The sequence below is a fragment of the Lacticaseibacillus boliensis genome (genome assembly GCF_054784775.1).
The window spans coordinates 95,050-112,007 of record NZ_BAAIHN010000002.1; the positions used below are offsets into that span (position 1 = coordinate 95,050).

Below are 16,958 nucleotides of genomic sequence, written 5' to 3' on the forward strand. Positions count from 1 at the left end.
AATGCCGCGTCAGCACCCAACTGGGTCGCCAACGCGGCATTTTTAAATTAACGGCGGCCGTGCCGCGGATTGGCCTGGCGGTGTTGGGCGAACCATTGCTGCAGGCGTTCTTGTTGTTCCGGCGTCGAGCGCTTGTAGCGTTGCATGATCTGCCGGCGTTTTTTCGGATCAATGTTTTGATCTAACCAACCTTGCCAGTTGGCGGGCCGGCCTTCTGCTGATGTCTGACCCATGATGGCTTGTTGCGCCTTTTGAAAGTCTTTCAGCTCGCTTGCCTTGAAATCAGCGACGTCTTGTTGCTGGTCTTCTGGCAGCACTTCGACATCATACATTTCCTGGCGCGCCTGGGCGTTCAACAAGAACGTCAACACCGGATACGCCAGATAGAAGATGAGCGCCACTTCGGGGAAAAACCACCCGACGAAGATCCCCACGATCGACAGACCATCCAAGATGTGATTGGCGTTGCCATAGATTTTCTGATAAACCTTCTCCATCGCCTGTTTGTCGGTATACCTGAGATGAATGATGGTCTTGGACAGCTGGCGAAACAACAGGTTCACGAAGAACTGCAACACGCCGTATAACACCACCGTCACCGGCGTGGTGTTGGCTGCCATCATGTTGGTCAACAGCGGCATCAGCGACAAAAACGCCAGGAAGATGACATCTAAGATCAAGATCCGATAGGTCATCGTCTCGATCTCCCCAAACGCCGTCGAGTGCTGATACCAGATATTGGCCACAAAAATGAAACTGATAAAAAACACTCCGATATGTTTGCCCAACAGCAGGTAGTTGTGCCAACTGTCGTGTAAGACCGGCGGAATATCCAACACCATGATCGTGATAATGATCGCGATAATCGCATCTGAAAACGCGTCGAGCCGGTTTTTTAACTTCGTCATCCAGCAACCTCCAAATTGTTTCTGCTACCGTATTTTACGCATCAACAGGCATCTGCACAAGGCCTTCGGCAAAACAAAAACGCGTGGACGCTCTGTCCACGCGTTTTGTTGCGGTTCACGACTCCGCTTGCAGCGATACCTTGACCGCCTGCGCGACGTTTTTGGCGATCCCCAGCGCCTGAATGTCTTCGACGCTGGCTTCTTTGATGTGGTTGATCGTCTTGAATTCTTTCAACAGCTTCATCCGCGTCTTCGGGCCGACGCCGTTGATCGTCTCCAGGCGGCTGGCCAGCGAATTCTTGTTGCGCAACTGCCGGTGGAACGTGATCGCAAAGCGGTGCACTTCGTCTTGGATCCGTTCAAGCAGATAGAACCCTTGGGATTTCGGATCGAGGTCCCGCGGTTCGTCCCAGTCGCCGAAAAGCAAGGCGGCGGTTTTATGCTTGTTGTTCTTCACCATCCCCGCCACGGGAATATCGAGGTTCAGCTCGTTTTCTAAAACGTCTTTGGCCGCGTTCATTTCGATGGCACCGCCATCCATCAAGATCAGGTCGGGCAGCGGTGCGTGCTCTTTGAGCAGCCGCGTGTAGCGCCGGCGGATCACTTCGCGGGTGTTGGCGTCTTCGTTGGCGCTGTGGTCGCCTTCGTCTTGGGCGAGCTTGTACTTGCGATAATTGGTTTTTTCGGCTTGGCCATCAACGAATTGCACCATCGCTGAAACCGGATCGGCCCCTTGGATGTGGCTGTGGTCAAACGCCTCCATCACGTGGCCTGCCGGCAACCCCAGCGCGGCAAAAATCTCGTTGTTAGCGCCGATCGTCGTGCGGTTGTCTAACTCGAGCAGCCGGAACTTCTCTTCGAGCTTGAGCTTGGCGTTTTTGTGCGCCAGATCCATCAACGAGCGCTTTTCCCCGCGTTGCGGCGTGCGCACCGGGATCCCGAGCACCTCTTCGAGCAACTGGTTGTCCAGCCCCGCCGGCACCAGCACCTCTTTAGGCGCCACGTTGTTTTTGCGCTGGTAGAACTGGAGAATGAACGATTCGAACTCTTCTTCCGTTGTGCCGGTCACCGGAAACAGCCGGCTTTCGCGCTTCATCAGCCGGGCTTGGCGAATGAAGAACACCTGGATCGACAGCCAGCCTTTGTCCATATAAAAGTTGAAGATGTCGCGCTGGGTCTTGTCGTTAGAAATGATCTTTTGTTTTTCGACGGTGATGTCGATGTAGCGCAACTGATCGCGGATCTCGGCGGCCCGCTCGAATTCGAGGTCTTCTGCGGCCTTGGCCATTTTCTGGTTGAGGCTGCGCACGACCTTGCCGGTGTTGCCATCGAGGAAACTGCGGATCTTCGCGATCTGCTTGGCGTATTCTTCTTCCGGCACCTCACGCCAGCATGCGCCTAAGCACTGACCCATGTGGTAATACAAACACGGGCGGCCTTGATAGCCGTTGCAGCGCCTGAGCGGGTAAACCTTCTGGAGAAAATGCATAGTTTCTTGGGCGGCGTAGACATTCGGATACGGCCCGAAATAATAGGCGCCATCTTTTTTGATGTCCCCGGTGATTTCCATCTTGGGGTCGCGTTCGTTGGTGATCTTGATATACGGGTAACCGGTGCCTTTTTTCAGCTTGATGTTGTAGTAAGGCTGCCACTTTTGGATCAAGGTGATTTCCAGCAAGAACGCTTCTTTGTCACTGGAGGTGACGATATAGTCGAAGTCGGCGATGTTGGCGACCAGCTGGGCGGTTTTGCCGGTGTGGGCTGATTTGAAATAGCTGCGCACCCGATTCTTCAGGTTCTTGGCCTTGCCGACATAGATGATCTTGCCGTTGAGATCCTTCATCTGATAACTACCTGGCAGATCCGGGAGCAGCGCGAGTTTGTGTTCGATGTGTTCAGATGCCATGTCTGCCTCCTGCAAAACAAATGTTCGTCTTACATTGTAATCAATTCATTGCGCCATAGCAACCCGCCGCCAGGCCACCCCGATCGCCACGACCAACGCCACCAGCGCGATCACCAGCAAGCGCGTGTCGAGGGCCAATCCGCTGAATACAAAAGGCGACAAGAACTGCCCGGTGAACGTCATCGCACTGCCGGTCGTCAACACATGATCGCGTCCGGAGCGGCTTTGGGCGATCAAGCGCTCGTTGAACACCGGCATCGAGATCCCGACGCCGATGCCGGCGATCGCGATCCCCACCCACAGCAACCACCAATTGGCCGCCAAGAAACACCCGGCGCTCACCGTCAACACGGCAAAGCTGACACTCGCCTTTAATCGCAAGCTTTTTGGCAGGTGCGCGTAGCTGCCACTGACCAATAACCCGACCACCGAGATAGCAGCCAATACCGTACCGGCATGCGCGGCGTTGCCATCGTGCAACACCTCTCGCAGGTAAAATGGCAAGGTCGTCGGCAACACGAAGTATAACCCGTTCCATACGGCGATCAGCGCGTAGGTCCGCAACAGCGCCGGCGTCACTACCATCTTGGCGCGGGTATCACCGACTGCCGGCGTTTCCGGGACGAACGCTGCCACCAAAACCAGCGGCACACCTGCCAGCGCGTAGAGGCCAAACACCCAATGCCAATTGTAGCCAGACAGCACGCCTGCCAGCGACACCGCGATGATCGTGCCGGCACTGGTTACCGCCGCCGCCCACCCCAGCAGCTTGCGCCGCTGAGCGCGCGGATAAAAATCCCCGATCAAACTGACCGCCGGACCGGCAAACAAGCTCAGCCCGACCCCTGATAACCCCCGCGCCACCACCAGCCAGCCAAACGCCAACGGGAGCAGCGGCAACAAGCCGCCAACCAGATAGACCACCAGCCCGGCCAAGACCTGTTGTTTCTTGGTCCCCGGCAGGCGCATCAGGACCAACAACATCGCCAAGAAGACCACCGACGGAATCGTCATCAACATCTGCAACCAAAACGCCGGCACGGTCGGATAACTTTGCTGGATCATTGGCAGTGCCGGCGCCAACAGCGCCCCGGTCAGCACCGTAAAAAACGATAACGACAAAATCGCGACAGTTTTCATCCCGCATCACGCTCCCTCGCAGCAACAGCCACCAGTTCTCAATGAAGCTCGCTACAACAAGCATAGCAGATGCGTTTTCGTTTGCCTATTTTAACGCCTTGGCCGCAAAAAAGCCGGCACAAGGCCGGCTTTACAGATGGTTCAAATCGCCATTTCTTTGCGACCGTTACCCATCCAGACAATGTCTCACTGCGTTCTTACGCGTTACCATTGGTTTGCAAGCGCGTCATATCCCCATAACGGCGCTGCAACTCGGCGAATTCATCGCGGTCATAGAAGCTGATTTGCCCCTGTGTATAGGCTTTGGCCACTTCTACGGCAAAACTTGCCGCATCTGCGATGTCGGTTTCATGACTAGCACCGGTGGCACAACCTGGTACCGCACTAACAGCGGTGATGGCCACGCCAACCACCGGAACTGCTGTCGCGGTGGCGGGTTGCAAAATTGAATTAATGTGATAAACCCCATTGGAATACGGCGTGATATCTTGTGTCGTTATCGGGAAGACATTCGTTAACTGTCCAGTGACCATCTCATCGATGCGAACCAGATCCGCGCTGACCTTCAAAATGTAGCCTTCTTTGACCGTTGGGGAAAGTGAGATCCCTTTGTGATTGATCACATTATTGCCCTTGGTGGTGTCAATAGACAGGATGCTATCCATCTCCGCATGAATTTCGTACTCATTCATGACCGCCATTTCAACCGGAGAATTCATAAAATCAACCGGTTCGTGTGGGAGCGTCGGTGCGTCCGGACAGATATGGGTGGACACAATCACGTCTCCTGGAAGTGTATCCCCTTTGGTCTGCATCAGCGCCAACTTGTATGCCGTAGAAAGAGCGGCAACGGCGCCATCCCCATCAGATACCATACCGATGCGGCTTGGCCGCGCCCCAATGCCACCCAGCCGCCCAATCAAGCCCAGGGTCGGGGCAGTGCCGCCTGCGCGCTTACCACTGGATCCAGGAATCGTCATCTGAACGAAATCAGTTGCCCCCTTCGCGCCTTCGACCTTTGTTGTGGTCACCGTGACCCCCGTGAACGGTGCGAATAATGCCTTAACGTCTTCTCCAGAAACTGCACTATCGTCGATCATTTCCATAATTGTCATGACTTGCTTCAATAACATTTTGTTCACCTCATCAAATAAATTCAGATAGTATCTTGGCCATCAGCGCATTAGACAGTATCACTGGCTTCCCCGCCTCAGCCGCGATGACCGCGCGCATCTGTTCATCAAAGCCCATGCAGTCCATCAAGATATAATCGACGGGCAACTGCCGCAACTTCGCACCCGCCGTGACAAATTCGGCGTGCGTTCCAGTATATGGCGAAACTGACACGAATGTCGGATCGATCCCCACATGGGTGAATTTGCCGCGGGTCGTCTCAGCCTGTTCTGGTAGCGGCACCACGACGCCCAAGCGTTTATCACCAATGATCAATTTAATCAGTGTTGGCAAAACACGATCAGGCTCTACCAAGCGGCTCGTGGTGGTCGTCAAGTTGGGAAACTCCCCAGTACATAAGAGCAGAATCAGCTGACTGCCGTCTGCTTCAGCCTTATCAATTCGATTTTGTAATACCGGCTCCAGCTTGGCGCGCGTCATCACAGCATCTTGACCGTTAGTCAACCGAGAAGTCAGTAAGTATGGTGTGGCTTCATCACCATCAGGTGCAAACCGGGTCTTGATTTCGTCTTCATCAAGACCATCTAATGCCCCCGACTGCACCAACGTCACGCGTGCGCCGAGATATTTTTCTATGATTGGGCCGACATCTTGACGCGGCGCCTGGCCAATTGTAATCATCGTTAATTGCTTCATGATGGGCCTCACTTCATGGTTTTGAACATCGAACTGCCAAAGGAATACAACGCATCACCGGCGATGAAGCCCGAGGCGAGATTGACCAGCAGTGGCTCCGACCGCTTGCCCCAAATCTTGGTGACAACCACGCGAATGAGCAGACCGCTCAGTACCGCCCAGCAGGCGTTGGGGGTCGTAATCAATAACCCAGTCGCCAACATGACCCCCATCTGCCGTGTCGGTCCGCCAATGAGTTGAACGATCGCCCCGGGGATCGCCCAAAGCGCCATCTGCTTGGCGATGCTAAGCGACGCGCCGGCCTTGATCGTCGAGACATAGACAGCGTCGACCGGTGGTACCAACTTTTGCGCAAACAAGAAGTGATACGAGAACGCAATAATGACCAACGCCGTTGTAAAGGCAATCAAGGCCGCGTAATACTGTTGCTTGCGTCCTTCGATTTCATAGGCTTTGTTCTTGCCATTACCGCGCAAGATGTAGCCAGTCTTCAGGTCATAGCCCATATCTGCAAACGCCGGCCCAGTTGCAGTGGTAAAGGCGACCAAAGCGGTCAATGCGGTTAGCGGAAAACCCAACAAGATCCCGATCAGCAAAGTGATCAACGCCACCGCAAACGCTGGAAACCATCCAGAGTGCATCGCAGCGATCCCAACGATGATCTCATGAACGATTGCGGCAAAGGCCGCATAAAACAGAAACAAGATGAGCTGTGGTAACGCCATGTCGGTGTACAAGCCCCCGGCTACAGCAATCACAACGGTCGTCAGCAAGTACAGCCCGTAACCCAAAAGTAACGAATGCCGCACCGATTGCTTGCTCCGGGTCATCTGATTCTCAGATTCAACGCCAGCGTGCGTCTCACGTTTACCAAAGATGAGGACTCCGGCTTGGATCAGCGCGACAATGCCTGCACCAATCATCAACCCATGTGGGATGTATAATGCCGACAGATCCATGTGAAAGAAAGGATGCTGATATTGGATCAGCAACAGGCCGAGGCCAAACATGCCCATTGCCACTTCATTACCGATGAAAGCCACCCCGAAGGCAGACATGGGAAAACTAAACATTGAGCCCAGCACGCCGAGCACCCCGCCAACACCGAGCAGGCCGGCTTGCTTACCACCTTTTTCGCCCACTTGGATCGAGCTGGCGGTTGCCACGCCAGGGGCCCAAGTTCCTTTGGCCGGGAAGACACTGGAATCAAAGAGCCGATACAGCATAAACGAATCAATGAACATTGCCATCGCTGCACCGATTAAAGCAGGAAAAATCAAGTTGGTCTTGCCCATAATGAACGGAATGCCAATCGGAATGAAAAGACTGTTGGCAGCGCCAAAAGTGGCAGAAGAGATTGACGTTTGAATCAAGTTTTGACGATGGATCGAACGATATTTTTGCAACGTCCGCAGTGGGATTCGTGCTAAAAGCATCGCAATCAGTGCGCCAATGATGCTCGTGTTTGGGGTCACGCCAAGCGTCGCGATCAACTGAATCCCGATTACCGTCCCAATGATTGCAGTGATCAAGACTAGAACGAAGGTTTCGGGTTCAAAGGTCTTGGGGTGATGGATCTCTTCTTCACGCAACTGCGCTTCTTTGTCCTTATCTGTCATCACAGCGCCTCACTTTCTATATGTACAACATCACCTGTGATTTTGATTTCCCGTCTACTCGTGGCCCGCCTAGCGCATACATGCCCTGTTAGGACCGAGAGCGCCGATCCCAACAATCGTCTGCAACGCCACGACTTTAATTGCTATGCTCTAAGGAGACGCTAATCATTTCTTAATCACAATTTGATTATCTTATTGCAAACCGAAAATGTATATTGCCATACAGACAAAAAAAGACGGCATCTTTGTCTAAATCGACAAAGATGCCGTCTAATTGTCAAGGAGGCGATGAACGGCCATACTCAGCGTCAACATCGCCGCCATCGGCTGACGATCAGGCGCAGTCCCCAGCAGATCAGCCACCTTGCGCAAGCGATACTTAATGGTGTTGCGGTGCACATAGGTCTGCTCGGCGGTCGCATTAATATCACCGTGGGCATCTAAAAAATAAACGGCTAGCGTGTGCAACCATTCAGGATAGGGTTGCAAGCATTCCAGCTGGCGTTCAATATCGGCATCCCCCGCCTCACGACACTGGTGCGCATGTTGCGCAAACAAAAGCTCCTGCTCGGTAAACAGCCGCTGATGAGGAAAAATCACGCGTGCGGTTGGCAACGTATCGCCAGCTAATTGGTACAACGCCGCAAACCGTGAACGGGATCCAATCTGTGTGAAATAACTTACCGTACTGCTCGGCACCACAGCCAACAATTGTTCTGCCAATGCCTGAACGTCACCATAAGTCAGTTGCCTGCCGATCAACACGACGACACTATCTGCATAGCGTTCACATAATGCCATCGCGTCAGCTAACTTGACGACTTCTTTCAGTGCCGGCCAAGATGTTTCCTTTGGCAACGCGCCTTGTACCAGCCACATTCCTGTATACTTGCCGATATCAATGTTCAGCTTGTGCGCGACTTGAAACGCATGAGCAGCATCGCCTTTCATCAAATCTGCTACTAACACCGCAGAAGAGGCTGGGTCGCTAGGCGCTTGCCACAAGCGCAACACCATTTGCATAATTTGCATGATTTGAGCGTGTTGGGCCGTATTTAAGACCATCTTGCCACATGTCACCAAAAGATAATGCGGGATTTCCCACACCATCAAGCGATCATAAAACAAATTATCTTGGCCTTGATTGACACGCATGACGCGGCTCGTATGCGTACTCAACGCGGATAAGTCGGTGAGCTTCTCCCACGCCACAGGCTCCCCAGCCTGATAGCGCAATTGCCACTGTGCGTCAAACACTGCCATGCGGATATGCAGCCGCTTACTCAAGATGGCCAACACATTCCCAAGGTGCTGTTCCGGCTTGGGCAGTTTGGTCACTTGGTCCAAGACCTCCATCGTTAATTGCGACTGGCGCTGCGCATCTTCTTGGACAGCTGAAAACGTTTCGCTGATCAAGTCACTGTACGCTAAAGTGAGGTCGTTTTGGGGCATACAGATCAGCACCATGCCCACTCGATCGGCCGTCTCGATCAGACGCTGTTCGACGCGAGGCATCACAACGCCAACGTAATACAAAACCATCGCCACTTCACCATATTCGATTTGCAACTCGACATTTGCACACTGCGCTGACACGTCATTGGCAATTGCAGAAAATGAGGTCAACACGATCTCATTGCCTTTGAAGTGGATCTGGTCTTTGAGTTGCGTCTGGACGCCATTCAGCTGGACAACCTCTAGCACTGTGGCGCTAGTAACGACTTGCGCCAGTGAACTGTGTTTTGTCAGGACCGTCGCGCCTTTCATCGCCGGTAATTTCAAAATATCCGCAATTGTTACACTCATGCTGCCACCTCCGATGACCGGAAATTGTCACCTCAACGCAAAGAATCACCGCGTTCAACTCATCGATAGCAAAACGAGGCCAGAACAATATTGTTCTGGCCTCTGCCAATAATGCCTATTGGGCTAAGACCTTACTCAAAAAGTCCTTGGTCCGGTCTAATTTAGGCGCCGTGAAGATCTCTTCAGGCGTGCCTTTTTCGGCGATGACGCCTTGGTCCATGAACCAGACTTGGTCGGCGGCTTCGCGGGCAAAGCCCATTTCATGGGTGACGATGACCATGGTCATCCCCGACTTGGCGAGGTCTTGCATGACCTTCAGCACTTCGCCGACCATTTCTGGATCCAGCGCGGAAGTCGGTTCGTCAAACAGCATCACGTCTGGCTCCATGGCCAGCGCCCGGGCGATCGCGACCCGCTGCATTTGACCACCTGACAGCGACGTCGGGTAGGCATCGGCCTTGTCGTCGAGCCCGACTTGTTGCAACAGCTCGTGGGCCTTTTTGCTGGCTTCAGCGTCGTTGGTGCTCTTGACCTTCATCGGGGCGAGCTTGATGTTTTCAAGCACCGTCATGTTCGGGAACAAGTTGAACTGCTGGAACACCATGCCCATCTTTTCGCGGACAGCATCGAGCTGCTTTTCGCCCAGCCCCACCAGGTTGGTGCCTTCGAATTCGATCTCGCCTGAGGTCGGTTCGTTGAGCAGGTTCAGGCTGCGCAAGAAGGTCGACTTACCACCGCCAGAAGCGCCAATGACAACGATCACGTCGCCTTGATTGATGGTTTCCGTAATGTCGTTTAAAACGACGTTGTCACCAAATTTTTTGACCAAATGGTTGATCTGGATTAAGGGTTTAGTCATGTTGCATCTTCCTTTCAAAATGTCCTAGGATCTTCGATAACGTGAAGGTCAAGACGAAGTAAATCACCATTGCGACAAAGATCGGGGCGACCCCTTTGTAGGTAGCCGTCTGCACGACCTTCAATTGATAGATCAGATCGGTTACCCCGATGATCGACACGATCGAGCTTTCCTTGATCAAAGAAATGAACTCGTTGCCCAACGCCGGCCAGATGTTGCGGATAGCCTGCGGCAAGATCACGCTGGTCATCGTCTGGCGCGTCGACAACCCCAGCGACCGTGACGCTTCGGCTTGGCCGACTGGAATCGAATCGATCCCGGAACGGATGATCTCGGCGACATACGCCGCAGAGTTCAACGATACCGCGATGATCCCGGCGGTCAAGGCCGGGACATCAACGAACAGCCCGATGCCAAAGTACACGAACATCACTTGGATCATCAACGGCGTGCCCCGGACAAATTCGATATACGCGACGGCCAACGTATGTAGCAGCTTGTTTTTACCCAAGCGCATCAACGCCATGATCGTCCCGATCAAGACCCCGAAGATGACCGACACCGCGGTGATGATCAAGGTGTATTCGATCCCTTTGGCAAAATACGTCCAATAATGGAACATCGAGGTATTCGCCGTGTTTTTGGTCATGTAGTTGCCGGCGACTTTGGTGTAGCTGGCGATCAGATTCTGCTTTTTGATCTTGTTGATCGACTGGTTGGCCGCGGCCACCAGACTGTCGCTGCCTTTGGCAAAACCGATCGCTTGACCGTTAGATTGCGGGTCGAGCTTCCAGCCGGACTTGATGATCGCCAGCTGCGGATCGTGGTCGACGTAGGCTTGCGCCACCGGGTGTTCGGCGACGACGCCTTCGACCTTGTGTGACTTCAGCGCCAAGATCAAATCGGTGACCTTGGTCAGACCCAACAGCGTTGAATCCGGCATCCGCTGTTTGACCAGATCAGCTTGCATCGAGCCGGTTTGCGCCCCCACCTTTTTACCGACAAACGATTCTGCACTCTTGTAGACATGCGCGTCTGCCTTGTTGACGATGATATCTTGGCTGGCGGTGTAGTAGATCTGTGAGAAATCCACACTCTGCTTCCGCGAAGCCGTCGGCGTCATCGCCGACAACACCATGTCGACCTTATGGGTTTCAAGGCCGACCAACAACGAATCGAAGTCCATCTGCTTGATCACGAGCTTCACGCCGAGATCCGACGCGATCTGCTTGGCAATCTCGACATCGATGCCGACCACATGGTTCTTTCCGTTCTTGTTCACCAAGAATTCATACGGTGCGTAGTCCGGACTGGTTCCCATCACCAGAGTCCCTTTGGCCTTCACCTTTGCCAAGCTGTCATCGGCTGCATGCACCGTTTGTCCGGAGACGGCAACCAAGGCGACTAGGCTCAAGGCTAACGCCAAGAACCAACGCATTAACTTTTTCAAAACAATCCATCCTCCCAAATTTCTATAGGCCATACTATACACCAGTATTTATTTTTATTCAATGAATATTCACGAAAAAATCGGTCAAAAGCCACTGATAGCGCCTACTCGTCCCATTTTCCCGATATTCATTGCATACAAAAAGGCCCGGGATCTTCCCAGGCCTTGATTTGTTACTTATTAGCCCGCTTTTGCGCGGTTTTCATCTGCGCCATCAGCTGATTGAGCTTCTTCTCACTCGGCTTTTGACCCATCTGCATCATCATCGTGCGCATCATATCTTCGTTGATTGGTGGGTTATCTTGAAAGTATTTCTTCATGTAGTAACGGGCGCCGAAGAAGCCACCGACAACACCGAGGGCCGCGCCAATCACGAATACGAGAACATATAACATACGAAACTGCCTCCTCTTATTAGACAATAACCATTGTACAGAACGCCAGCAGGCTTTGAAAGCCCTAACCGGCTAAAATATCGCCGACGCGCTTAATCTTTGCGCCAGCCCTTCTTACGCTGGATGTCTTTGATCGCTTTAGGCGTGATTTCGTGCCCTTTTTTGTCAAAATACTGAGTGGTTTCGAGCCGTTGCTTGAAGCCCGCGCGGAAATCAGCGATGTAATCCGCCCGCAACTTCGCGCGCTCTTTGGTTTCTGCTTCAGTCAGGCCAACGGTTTTGGCCTTGTGGGCCAATGCGTTGATTCGATCAAGTCGTTCTTGTGGTTGCGCCATGTTCTCTCCTTTTCAACCCGCGGCCAGTCGCCGCTCATGCGTCAATCCGCTTTAATTCAGGTGAATTGCAGAATACGTGTAGCCGGCCGGAGACTCTCCTGGATACGGCGCGTTCATCAACATGCCCACGTATTCTTTGGTACGCGACAGCGAGCGGAACGCCTTGATCACACGCACCGGATCTTGGGCGTGTGCATAGTACACGATATAGATCACATCATTCATCACAAACTCCTTGCATACAAAAAGGCCGCGGCTGCGACCTTTCTTAGTGGATTAACGGCGCTTTTCTTTGATACGAGCAGCCTTACCACGTAATGCCCGCAGGTAGTACAGCTTAGCACGACGTACTTGGCCACGACGGGTAACTTCGATTTTCTCGACCCGAGGCGTGTGCAGTGGGAAGGTACGTTCCACACCGACACCGCTGGAGATCTTACGAACCGTATAGGTTGCAGAGACACCAACGCCGTGACGCTTGATCACAACGCCTTCGAACAGCTGGATACGTTCGCGTTCGCCTTCAACGATCTTGGCGTAGACACGAACGTTATCACCAGGGCGGAAGTCTGGAATATCGTCACGCAATTGGGACTTGGTAATTTCTTGAATCAATGGGTTCATAATTAGTTCTCCTTATTCCGACATTCATACAATCTTCCCGATCCAGCGGAACATCGTTGCTATGTGAGTTATCACAATTTGTTAGTTTAGCATAGAACCCGGCACGTATCAAGGCTTTTCCCTTAACGCTCGCGATTTATCATTTTTAAATAGCGATAGACACTAGGCTCCGACACATGCAACACCTTGGCAACCTTGGAAATCGCGCCTTTGATTTGGAAAACGCCACGTTCGTCAAGCTTCGCACACAATGCCACCTTCTTTTCTTGCGTCAGCGTGACCCCGGGCTTTAACAGATCTGGTTCGATCACCGACTGGATGATCTCTTCAACGCTGGCATGCAAGAATTCACTGACGGGTGCGTTGGCCGCCTCTGTCGTCGGTGTCTTGAGTGGCTGGCCAGCTAGTACCGCCAACTTTTCTGCCATCTCCGCATACTCACTGCCATCATAGTTGATGCAGAGCAATCCTAATAGCTTGCCATCGTCTGACTTGATAAAAAACGTTGAGCCTTGAATCATCTTACTGCCAGCCTTGGCTTTGTAATTCGTCACGTAATCTTGCGTCTCATACACATGGTTTTTCACCAATTCCAACGCAAAGCCCGTGATAGGTGAATTCAGATTACGTCCGCTGATTTCCGGATGGACGATTGCGGCGATATAGTAAGAGCCTTGTGCGTCGATCCAGTGCAACACCACTTCGTAATTCGCGGTCAGTGTTGTCCCCAGAAAACTAACCAATGCCTTACATTCTTTTAACGTTTGTGCCATAATCCACCCCCCTTTTCACATCGTTGGGTTCAGTATACACGTGTTCGTCAAAAATGATAATAAAAGATTATTAATATTTTGCGCTTTTCGGCGAAATGGTGCGCCAAACGGTGCGCCCATGCGAATTGCGCCCTAATAAAAATAAATTATCAAAATGCAAAAATATTATTGACAGCGGTTACAAAAGGCTCTATGCTTACGTTGAATCAAATATTGATAAGGAGTGAGCAATTATGTTGAAGCAAGTTCAGATTCCTGAAGCCATCGGGCCTTATAGCGCCTATCGCACCGTTGGCAATCTCATCATCACCTCTGGCCAATTGCCTATCGATGCATCGACAGGCAAATTAATCGAAGGCGACATCTACACGCAGGCCACCCAAAGTCTGCAGATCATCCAAACCATCTTGGCCAACGAGCAAGCCACCCTCAGCGACGTCATCAAGTTCACCGTCTATCTCGCAGACCTATACGATTTCGCCGAAGTCAACCGTGCCTTCGTTGATCTGCTTCAGCCCCCTTACCCAGCACGTACTGCCATCCAAATCAGCGAGTTACCACTTAATGGTCAGATCGAAATTGAAGCCATCGCAATGCGTCACTAATTTAGGAGGAAAGAGTGATGAAAGCAACTGCAGACACCACAGGCACCAGCAAGATTCGTGGTAGTGCGCAACGGCACGCTGCCAAAGCAGGAATGTCGGTCGAAGAATGGCAAAAAGCGGTCAAATTCGACGGCACCGATATTGGCTGGGTCATCATGAGCATCGGGATGGCGATTGGCGCCGGCATCGTCTTCTTACCGGTTCAGGTCGGCTTGGTCGGAATTTGGGTCTTCCTAGCCAGCTCGATCATCGCCTATCCCGCGATGTTCCTGTTCCAGCGACTATTTGTCAACACGGTTGCACGGGCCAAGAAATGTACCGACTACACCAGCGTCATCAGTGGTTATCTTGGCCGTAACTGGGGGTTATTCATCAGTTTCTTGTACTTCGCGATGTTGGTGATCTGGGTCTTCGTTTACTCGACGGCGATCACCAACGACAGTGCTTCATACTTACACTCATTTGGGATCACAAAAACGGTCTTATCCCATAATCCGCTATATGGCCTGGCCATCGTTATCATCTTAGTTGCCATTGCTTCACGGGCGGAAAAAATTCTGTTCAAGATCTCCAGCTTCATGGTTGGCACAAAACTGATCATCATCTTCATCCTGGGGGTTGTGATGGTTGGCTTCTGGAGCCTCAAAAACATCCCTGCATTTCCAAGCATGGGCTATCTGCTGAAGCAGACCGTCATCATGATGCCTTTCACCTTGACGTCGATCCTGTTTATCCAGTCACTGTCCCCAATGGTTATCTCTTTCCGGTCACACAATGACAACATCGAAGTTGCGCGCTACAAGTCACAACGGGCAATGAACATCGCCTTCTTCACCCTTTTCTTCGTCGTCTTCTTCTACGCCGTTTCCTTCAACCTGGCAATCGGCCACGACCAAGCCGTTGAAGCATACAACAACAACGTCTCTACCCTCGCCATTGCGGCCAAGAACATGCCCGGCAATGTGGTTAAGATCTTGTCCGTTATCCTGAACATTTTCGCTGTCATGACCGCATTCTTCAGCGTTTTCCAAGGTTTCCGCGAATCTTGCCAGGGAATTGCCACCAATATGATCAAGCGGTTCATCCCTGAAGATAAGATCAACAAGAAAATGCTTAGCTTCGGGATCCTGGTCTTTTCCGTCCTGGTTGCTTGGGGTGCGATCGTCTTGAACGCACCGGTGCTAAGCTTCACATCGATCTGCAGTCCGATCTTTGGGATCATCGGTTGCTTGGTTCCTGCCTATCTTGTTTATAAAGTCCCATCATTACGCGATCTGAAGAGTCCTGCCATCTATTTGATCATCTTCACCGGGATCTTGCTGATGGTTTCACCGTTCTTAGCATTCTTGTAAAGGAGAGCTTATCATGAATGATACTGAAATGTTTCTAGAAAACTTGCACGCTGGTGTCGTCCCTGCAACCGGTTGTACAGAACCGATCGCAGTGGCGTTTGCGGCCGCAAATTGTATGGCCTATCTGGAAGATGACGAAATCCAAAGAATCGATGTCGCTGTATCCCCTAATGTGCTGAAGAACGCCATGGCGGTGATGGTGCCAGGTGTTGGTGAACCCGGGCTCAAGATCGCGGCTGCCGCCGGTGCGATTTCTGGCGACCATACCGCAGGGTTAAGTGTCATCGCTGCCATCACGCCTGAACAACTGCCGGCGATCAAAACCCTCGCTCATTCCGGAAAAGTTCATGTCGGCATGGCTAAAGTTGACGATGATCTCTATGTTGAAGTGGGCATCAAGACCCTCGGTGGGGATGTCAGAGTCTATATTGCTGGTGATCACACCAATATCTTCCGCGTCGAAAAAGGTGGTCAACGAATCCTTGATCACGAGCGTCCAGCTGCTCACGAAAAATCAGACCTTAAGACCTACATGCAAGGCGTGACCTTCAAACGGGTCTGGGACTTTGCCACAACCACACCGCTTGAAGGCATCGCATTTATGAAAGACGCAGACACGATCAATTGGGCAATCGCAGAAGAAGGCCTTCAACATGATTACGGGTTGCGTCTCGGCCAATCATTTGATAAGGCCCGTGCATTAGACTTTGGCAGTGGCACCGAGGATCTTCACAATATGATCCTCGCATACACCACCGCTGCCAGTGACGCACGAATGGGTGGGGCTTCCTTACCTGCAATGAGTAATTCAGGGTCTGGCAACCAAGGCATCTCAGCCACAGTGCCTGTGAGTGTTGTTGCGCGTTCTCATGGGGCAAGCGAAGAACAGCTGATTCGGGCACAAACGCTGTCTCACCTGACGGCGATTTACGCACATGCTTTCTTACCAGTCCTCGGTGCGTTTTGTGCGACTGATACCGCCGCAATGGGTGCCGCAGCCGGGATCTGTTATCTCCTTGACAAGGGCTACGATGTCGCCTGCATGGCAATCAAGAACATGGCCGGCGACGCCCCCGGGATGGTCTGTGATGGGGCCGGTGCCTCGTGTGCCATGAAGGTTGGGACTTCCGTCAGCTCAATGTACCGTTCAGTCAACTTGGCATTACAAGGTGTTGTCATTCCATCGAGCAATGGCATGGTTTGTGACGACATCGATGAAACCATTCGCGGCATCGGGCATCTTGGCACCGAAGGCATGCGGGTCACAGATGCCGCTGTCCTTGATGTCATGATGCACAAGGACGAACCACGCGTGACCGTCAAGCCATAACGATGAATTTAACGGAGCGGCAGCTA

Annotated in this window: 17 protein-coding genes; 3 read left to right on the plus strand and 14 right to left on the minus strand. The window is 52.3% G+C overall.

Annotated features, from left to right (window positions below):
* Nucleotides 1-47 precede the first annotated feature (47 nt).
* The 14 genes from ACYVRB_RS01575 to ACYVRB_RS01640 form a co-directional block, all read right to left on the minus strand.
* Nucleotides 48-908: a TMEM175 family protein gene (locus ACYVRB_RS01575; protein ID WP_461213138.1), complete on the minus strand. Its 861-nt coding sequence runs from the start codon at nucleotides 906-908 to the stop codon at nucleotides 48-50.
* A gap of 115 nt (nucleotides 909-1,023) precedes the next feature.
* Nucleotides 1,024-2,814, minus strand: a complete 1,791-nt coding sequence (gene uvrC / locus ACYVRB_RS01580; RefSeq protein WP_461213139.1) for an excinuclease ABC subunit UvrC — start codon at nucleotides 2,812-2,814, stop codon at nucleotides 1,024-1,026.
* A gap of 45 nt (nucleotides 2,815-2,859) precedes the next feature.
* Nucleotides 2,860-3,954, minus strand: a complete 1,095-nt coding sequence (locus ACYVRB_RS01585; RefSeq protein ID WP_461213140.1) for an MFS transporter — start codon at nucleotides 3,952-3,954, stop codon at nucleotides 2,860-2,862.
* A gap of 197 nt (nucleotides 3,955-4,151) precedes the next feature.
* Nucleotides 4,152-5,087 carry a DUF1177 domain-containing protein gene (locus ACYVRB_RS01590; RefSeq protein WP_461213142.1) on the minus strand — a complete coding sequence of 312 codons (936 nt, stop codon included), beginning with the start codon at nucleotides 5,085-5,087 and terminating at the stop codon, nucleotides 4,152-4,154.
* A 13-nt stretch (nucleotides 5,088-5,100) separates the two neighbouring features.
* Entirely contained in the window at nucleotides 5,101-5,784 is a 684-nt protein-coding gene (locus tag ACYVRB_RS01595; protein WP_461213143.1) for an AroM family protein, read from the minus strand.
* A gap of 8 nt (nucleotides 5,785-5,792) precedes the next feature.
* Nucleotides 5,793-7,403 (minus strand): OPT/YSL family transporter, encoded by a 1,611-nt coding sequence (locus ACYVRB_RS01600; protein ID WP_461213144.1) that lies wholly within the window; start codon nucleotides 7,401-7,403, stop codon nucleotides 5,793-5,795.
* A gap of 270 nt (nucleotides 7,404-7,673) precedes the next feature.
* Complete coding sequence (locus ACYVRB_RS01605) at nucleotides 7,674-9,209, minus strand: PucR family transcriptional regulator (protein ID WP_461213146.1); 1,536 nt, start codon at nucleotides 9,207-9,209, stop codon at nucleotides 7,674-7,676.
* 115 nt (nucleotides 9,210-9,324) lie between these two features.
* On the minus strand, nucleotides 9,325-10,068 hold the full coding sequence (locus ACYVRB_RS01610; protein WP_461213147.1) for an amino acid ABC transporter ATP-binding protein: 744 nt from the start codon (nucleotides 10,066-10,068) through the stop codon (nucleotides 9,325-9,327).
* Nucleotides 10,061-11,518 carry an ABC transporter substrate-binding protein/permease gene (locus ACYVRB_RS01615; RefSeq protein ID WP_461213148.1) on the minus strand — a complete coding sequence of 486 codons (1,458 nt, stop codon included), beginning with the start codon at nucleotides 11,516-11,518 and terminating at the stop codon, nucleotides 10,061-10,063. The genes ACYVRB_RS01610 and ACYVRB_RS01615 overlap by 8 nt, the downstream gene beginning before the upstream one ends.
* A 173-nt stretch (nucleotides 11,519-11,691) precedes the next feature.
* Nucleotides 11,692-11,913, minus strand: coding sequence for a YneF family protein (locus ACYVRB_RS01620; RefSeq protein WP_461213149.1), 222 nt, complete (start codon nucleotides 11,911-11,913; stop codon nucleotides 11,692-11,694).
* A 92-nt stretch (nucleotides 11,914-12,005) separates the two neighbouring features.
* Nucleotides 12,006-12,248: a DUF896 domain-containing protein gene (locus tag ACYVRB_RS01625; protein ID WP_461213151.1), complete on the minus strand. Its 243-nt coding sequence runs from the start codon at nucleotides 12,246-12,248 to the stop codon at nucleotides 12,006-12,008.
* Nucleotides 12,249-12,299: 51 nt separating this feature from the next.
* Nucleotides 12,300-12,473, minus strand: coding sequence for a hypothetical protein (locus ACYVRB_RS01630; RefSeq protein ID WP_461213152.1), 174 nt, complete (start codon nucleotides 12,471-12,473; stop codon nucleotides 12,300-12,302).
* Between the two features lie 51 nt (nucleotides 12,474-12,524).
* Entirely contained in the window at nucleotides 12,525-12,872 is a 348-nt protein-coding gene (gene rplS / locus ACYVRB_RS01635) for a 50S ribosomal protein L19 (protein WP_461213153.1), read from the minus strand.
* A gap of 122 nt (nucleotides 12,873-12,994) precedes the next feature.
* A complete protein-coding gene (locus tag ACYVRB_RS01640) occupies nucleotides 12,995-13,645 on the minus strand; it encodes a helix-turn-helix transcriptional regulator (RefSeq protein ID WP_461213154.1) in 651 nt (216 codons plus the stop codon).
* A 233-nt stretch (nucleotides 13,646-13,878) separates the two neighbouring features.
* Between ACYVRB_RS01640 and ACYVRB_RS01645 the strand changes: the two genes are divergently transcribed.
* The 3 genes from ACYVRB_RS01645 to ACYVRB_RS01655 are packed head-to-tail and all read left to right on the plus strand — an operon-like array spanning nucleotide 13,879 to nucleotide 16,932.
* On the plus strand, nucleotides 13,879-14,250 hold the full coding sequence (locus tag ACYVRB_RS01645; RefSeq protein ID WP_461213155.1) for a Rid family detoxifying hydrolase: 372 nt from the start codon (nucleotides 13,879-13,881) through the stop codon (nucleotides 14,248-14,250).
* A 17-nt stretch (nucleotides 14,251-14,267) separates the two neighbouring features.
* Nucleotides 14,268-15,602: an SLC5/6 family protein gene (locus ACYVRB_RS01650; RefSeq protein WP_461213156.1), complete on the plus strand. Its 1,335-nt coding sequence runs from the start codon at nucleotides 14,268-14,270 to the stop codon at nucleotides 15,600-15,602.
* 13 nt (nucleotides 15,603-15,615) lie between these two features.
* Complete coding sequence (locus ACYVRB_RS01655) at nucleotides 15,616-16,932, plus strand: L-cysteine desulfidase family protein (RefSeq protein WP_461213157.1); 1,317 nt, start codon at nucleotides 15,616-15,618, stop codon at nucleotides 16,930-16,932.
* Nucleotides 16,933-16,958 lie beyond the last annotated feature (26 nt).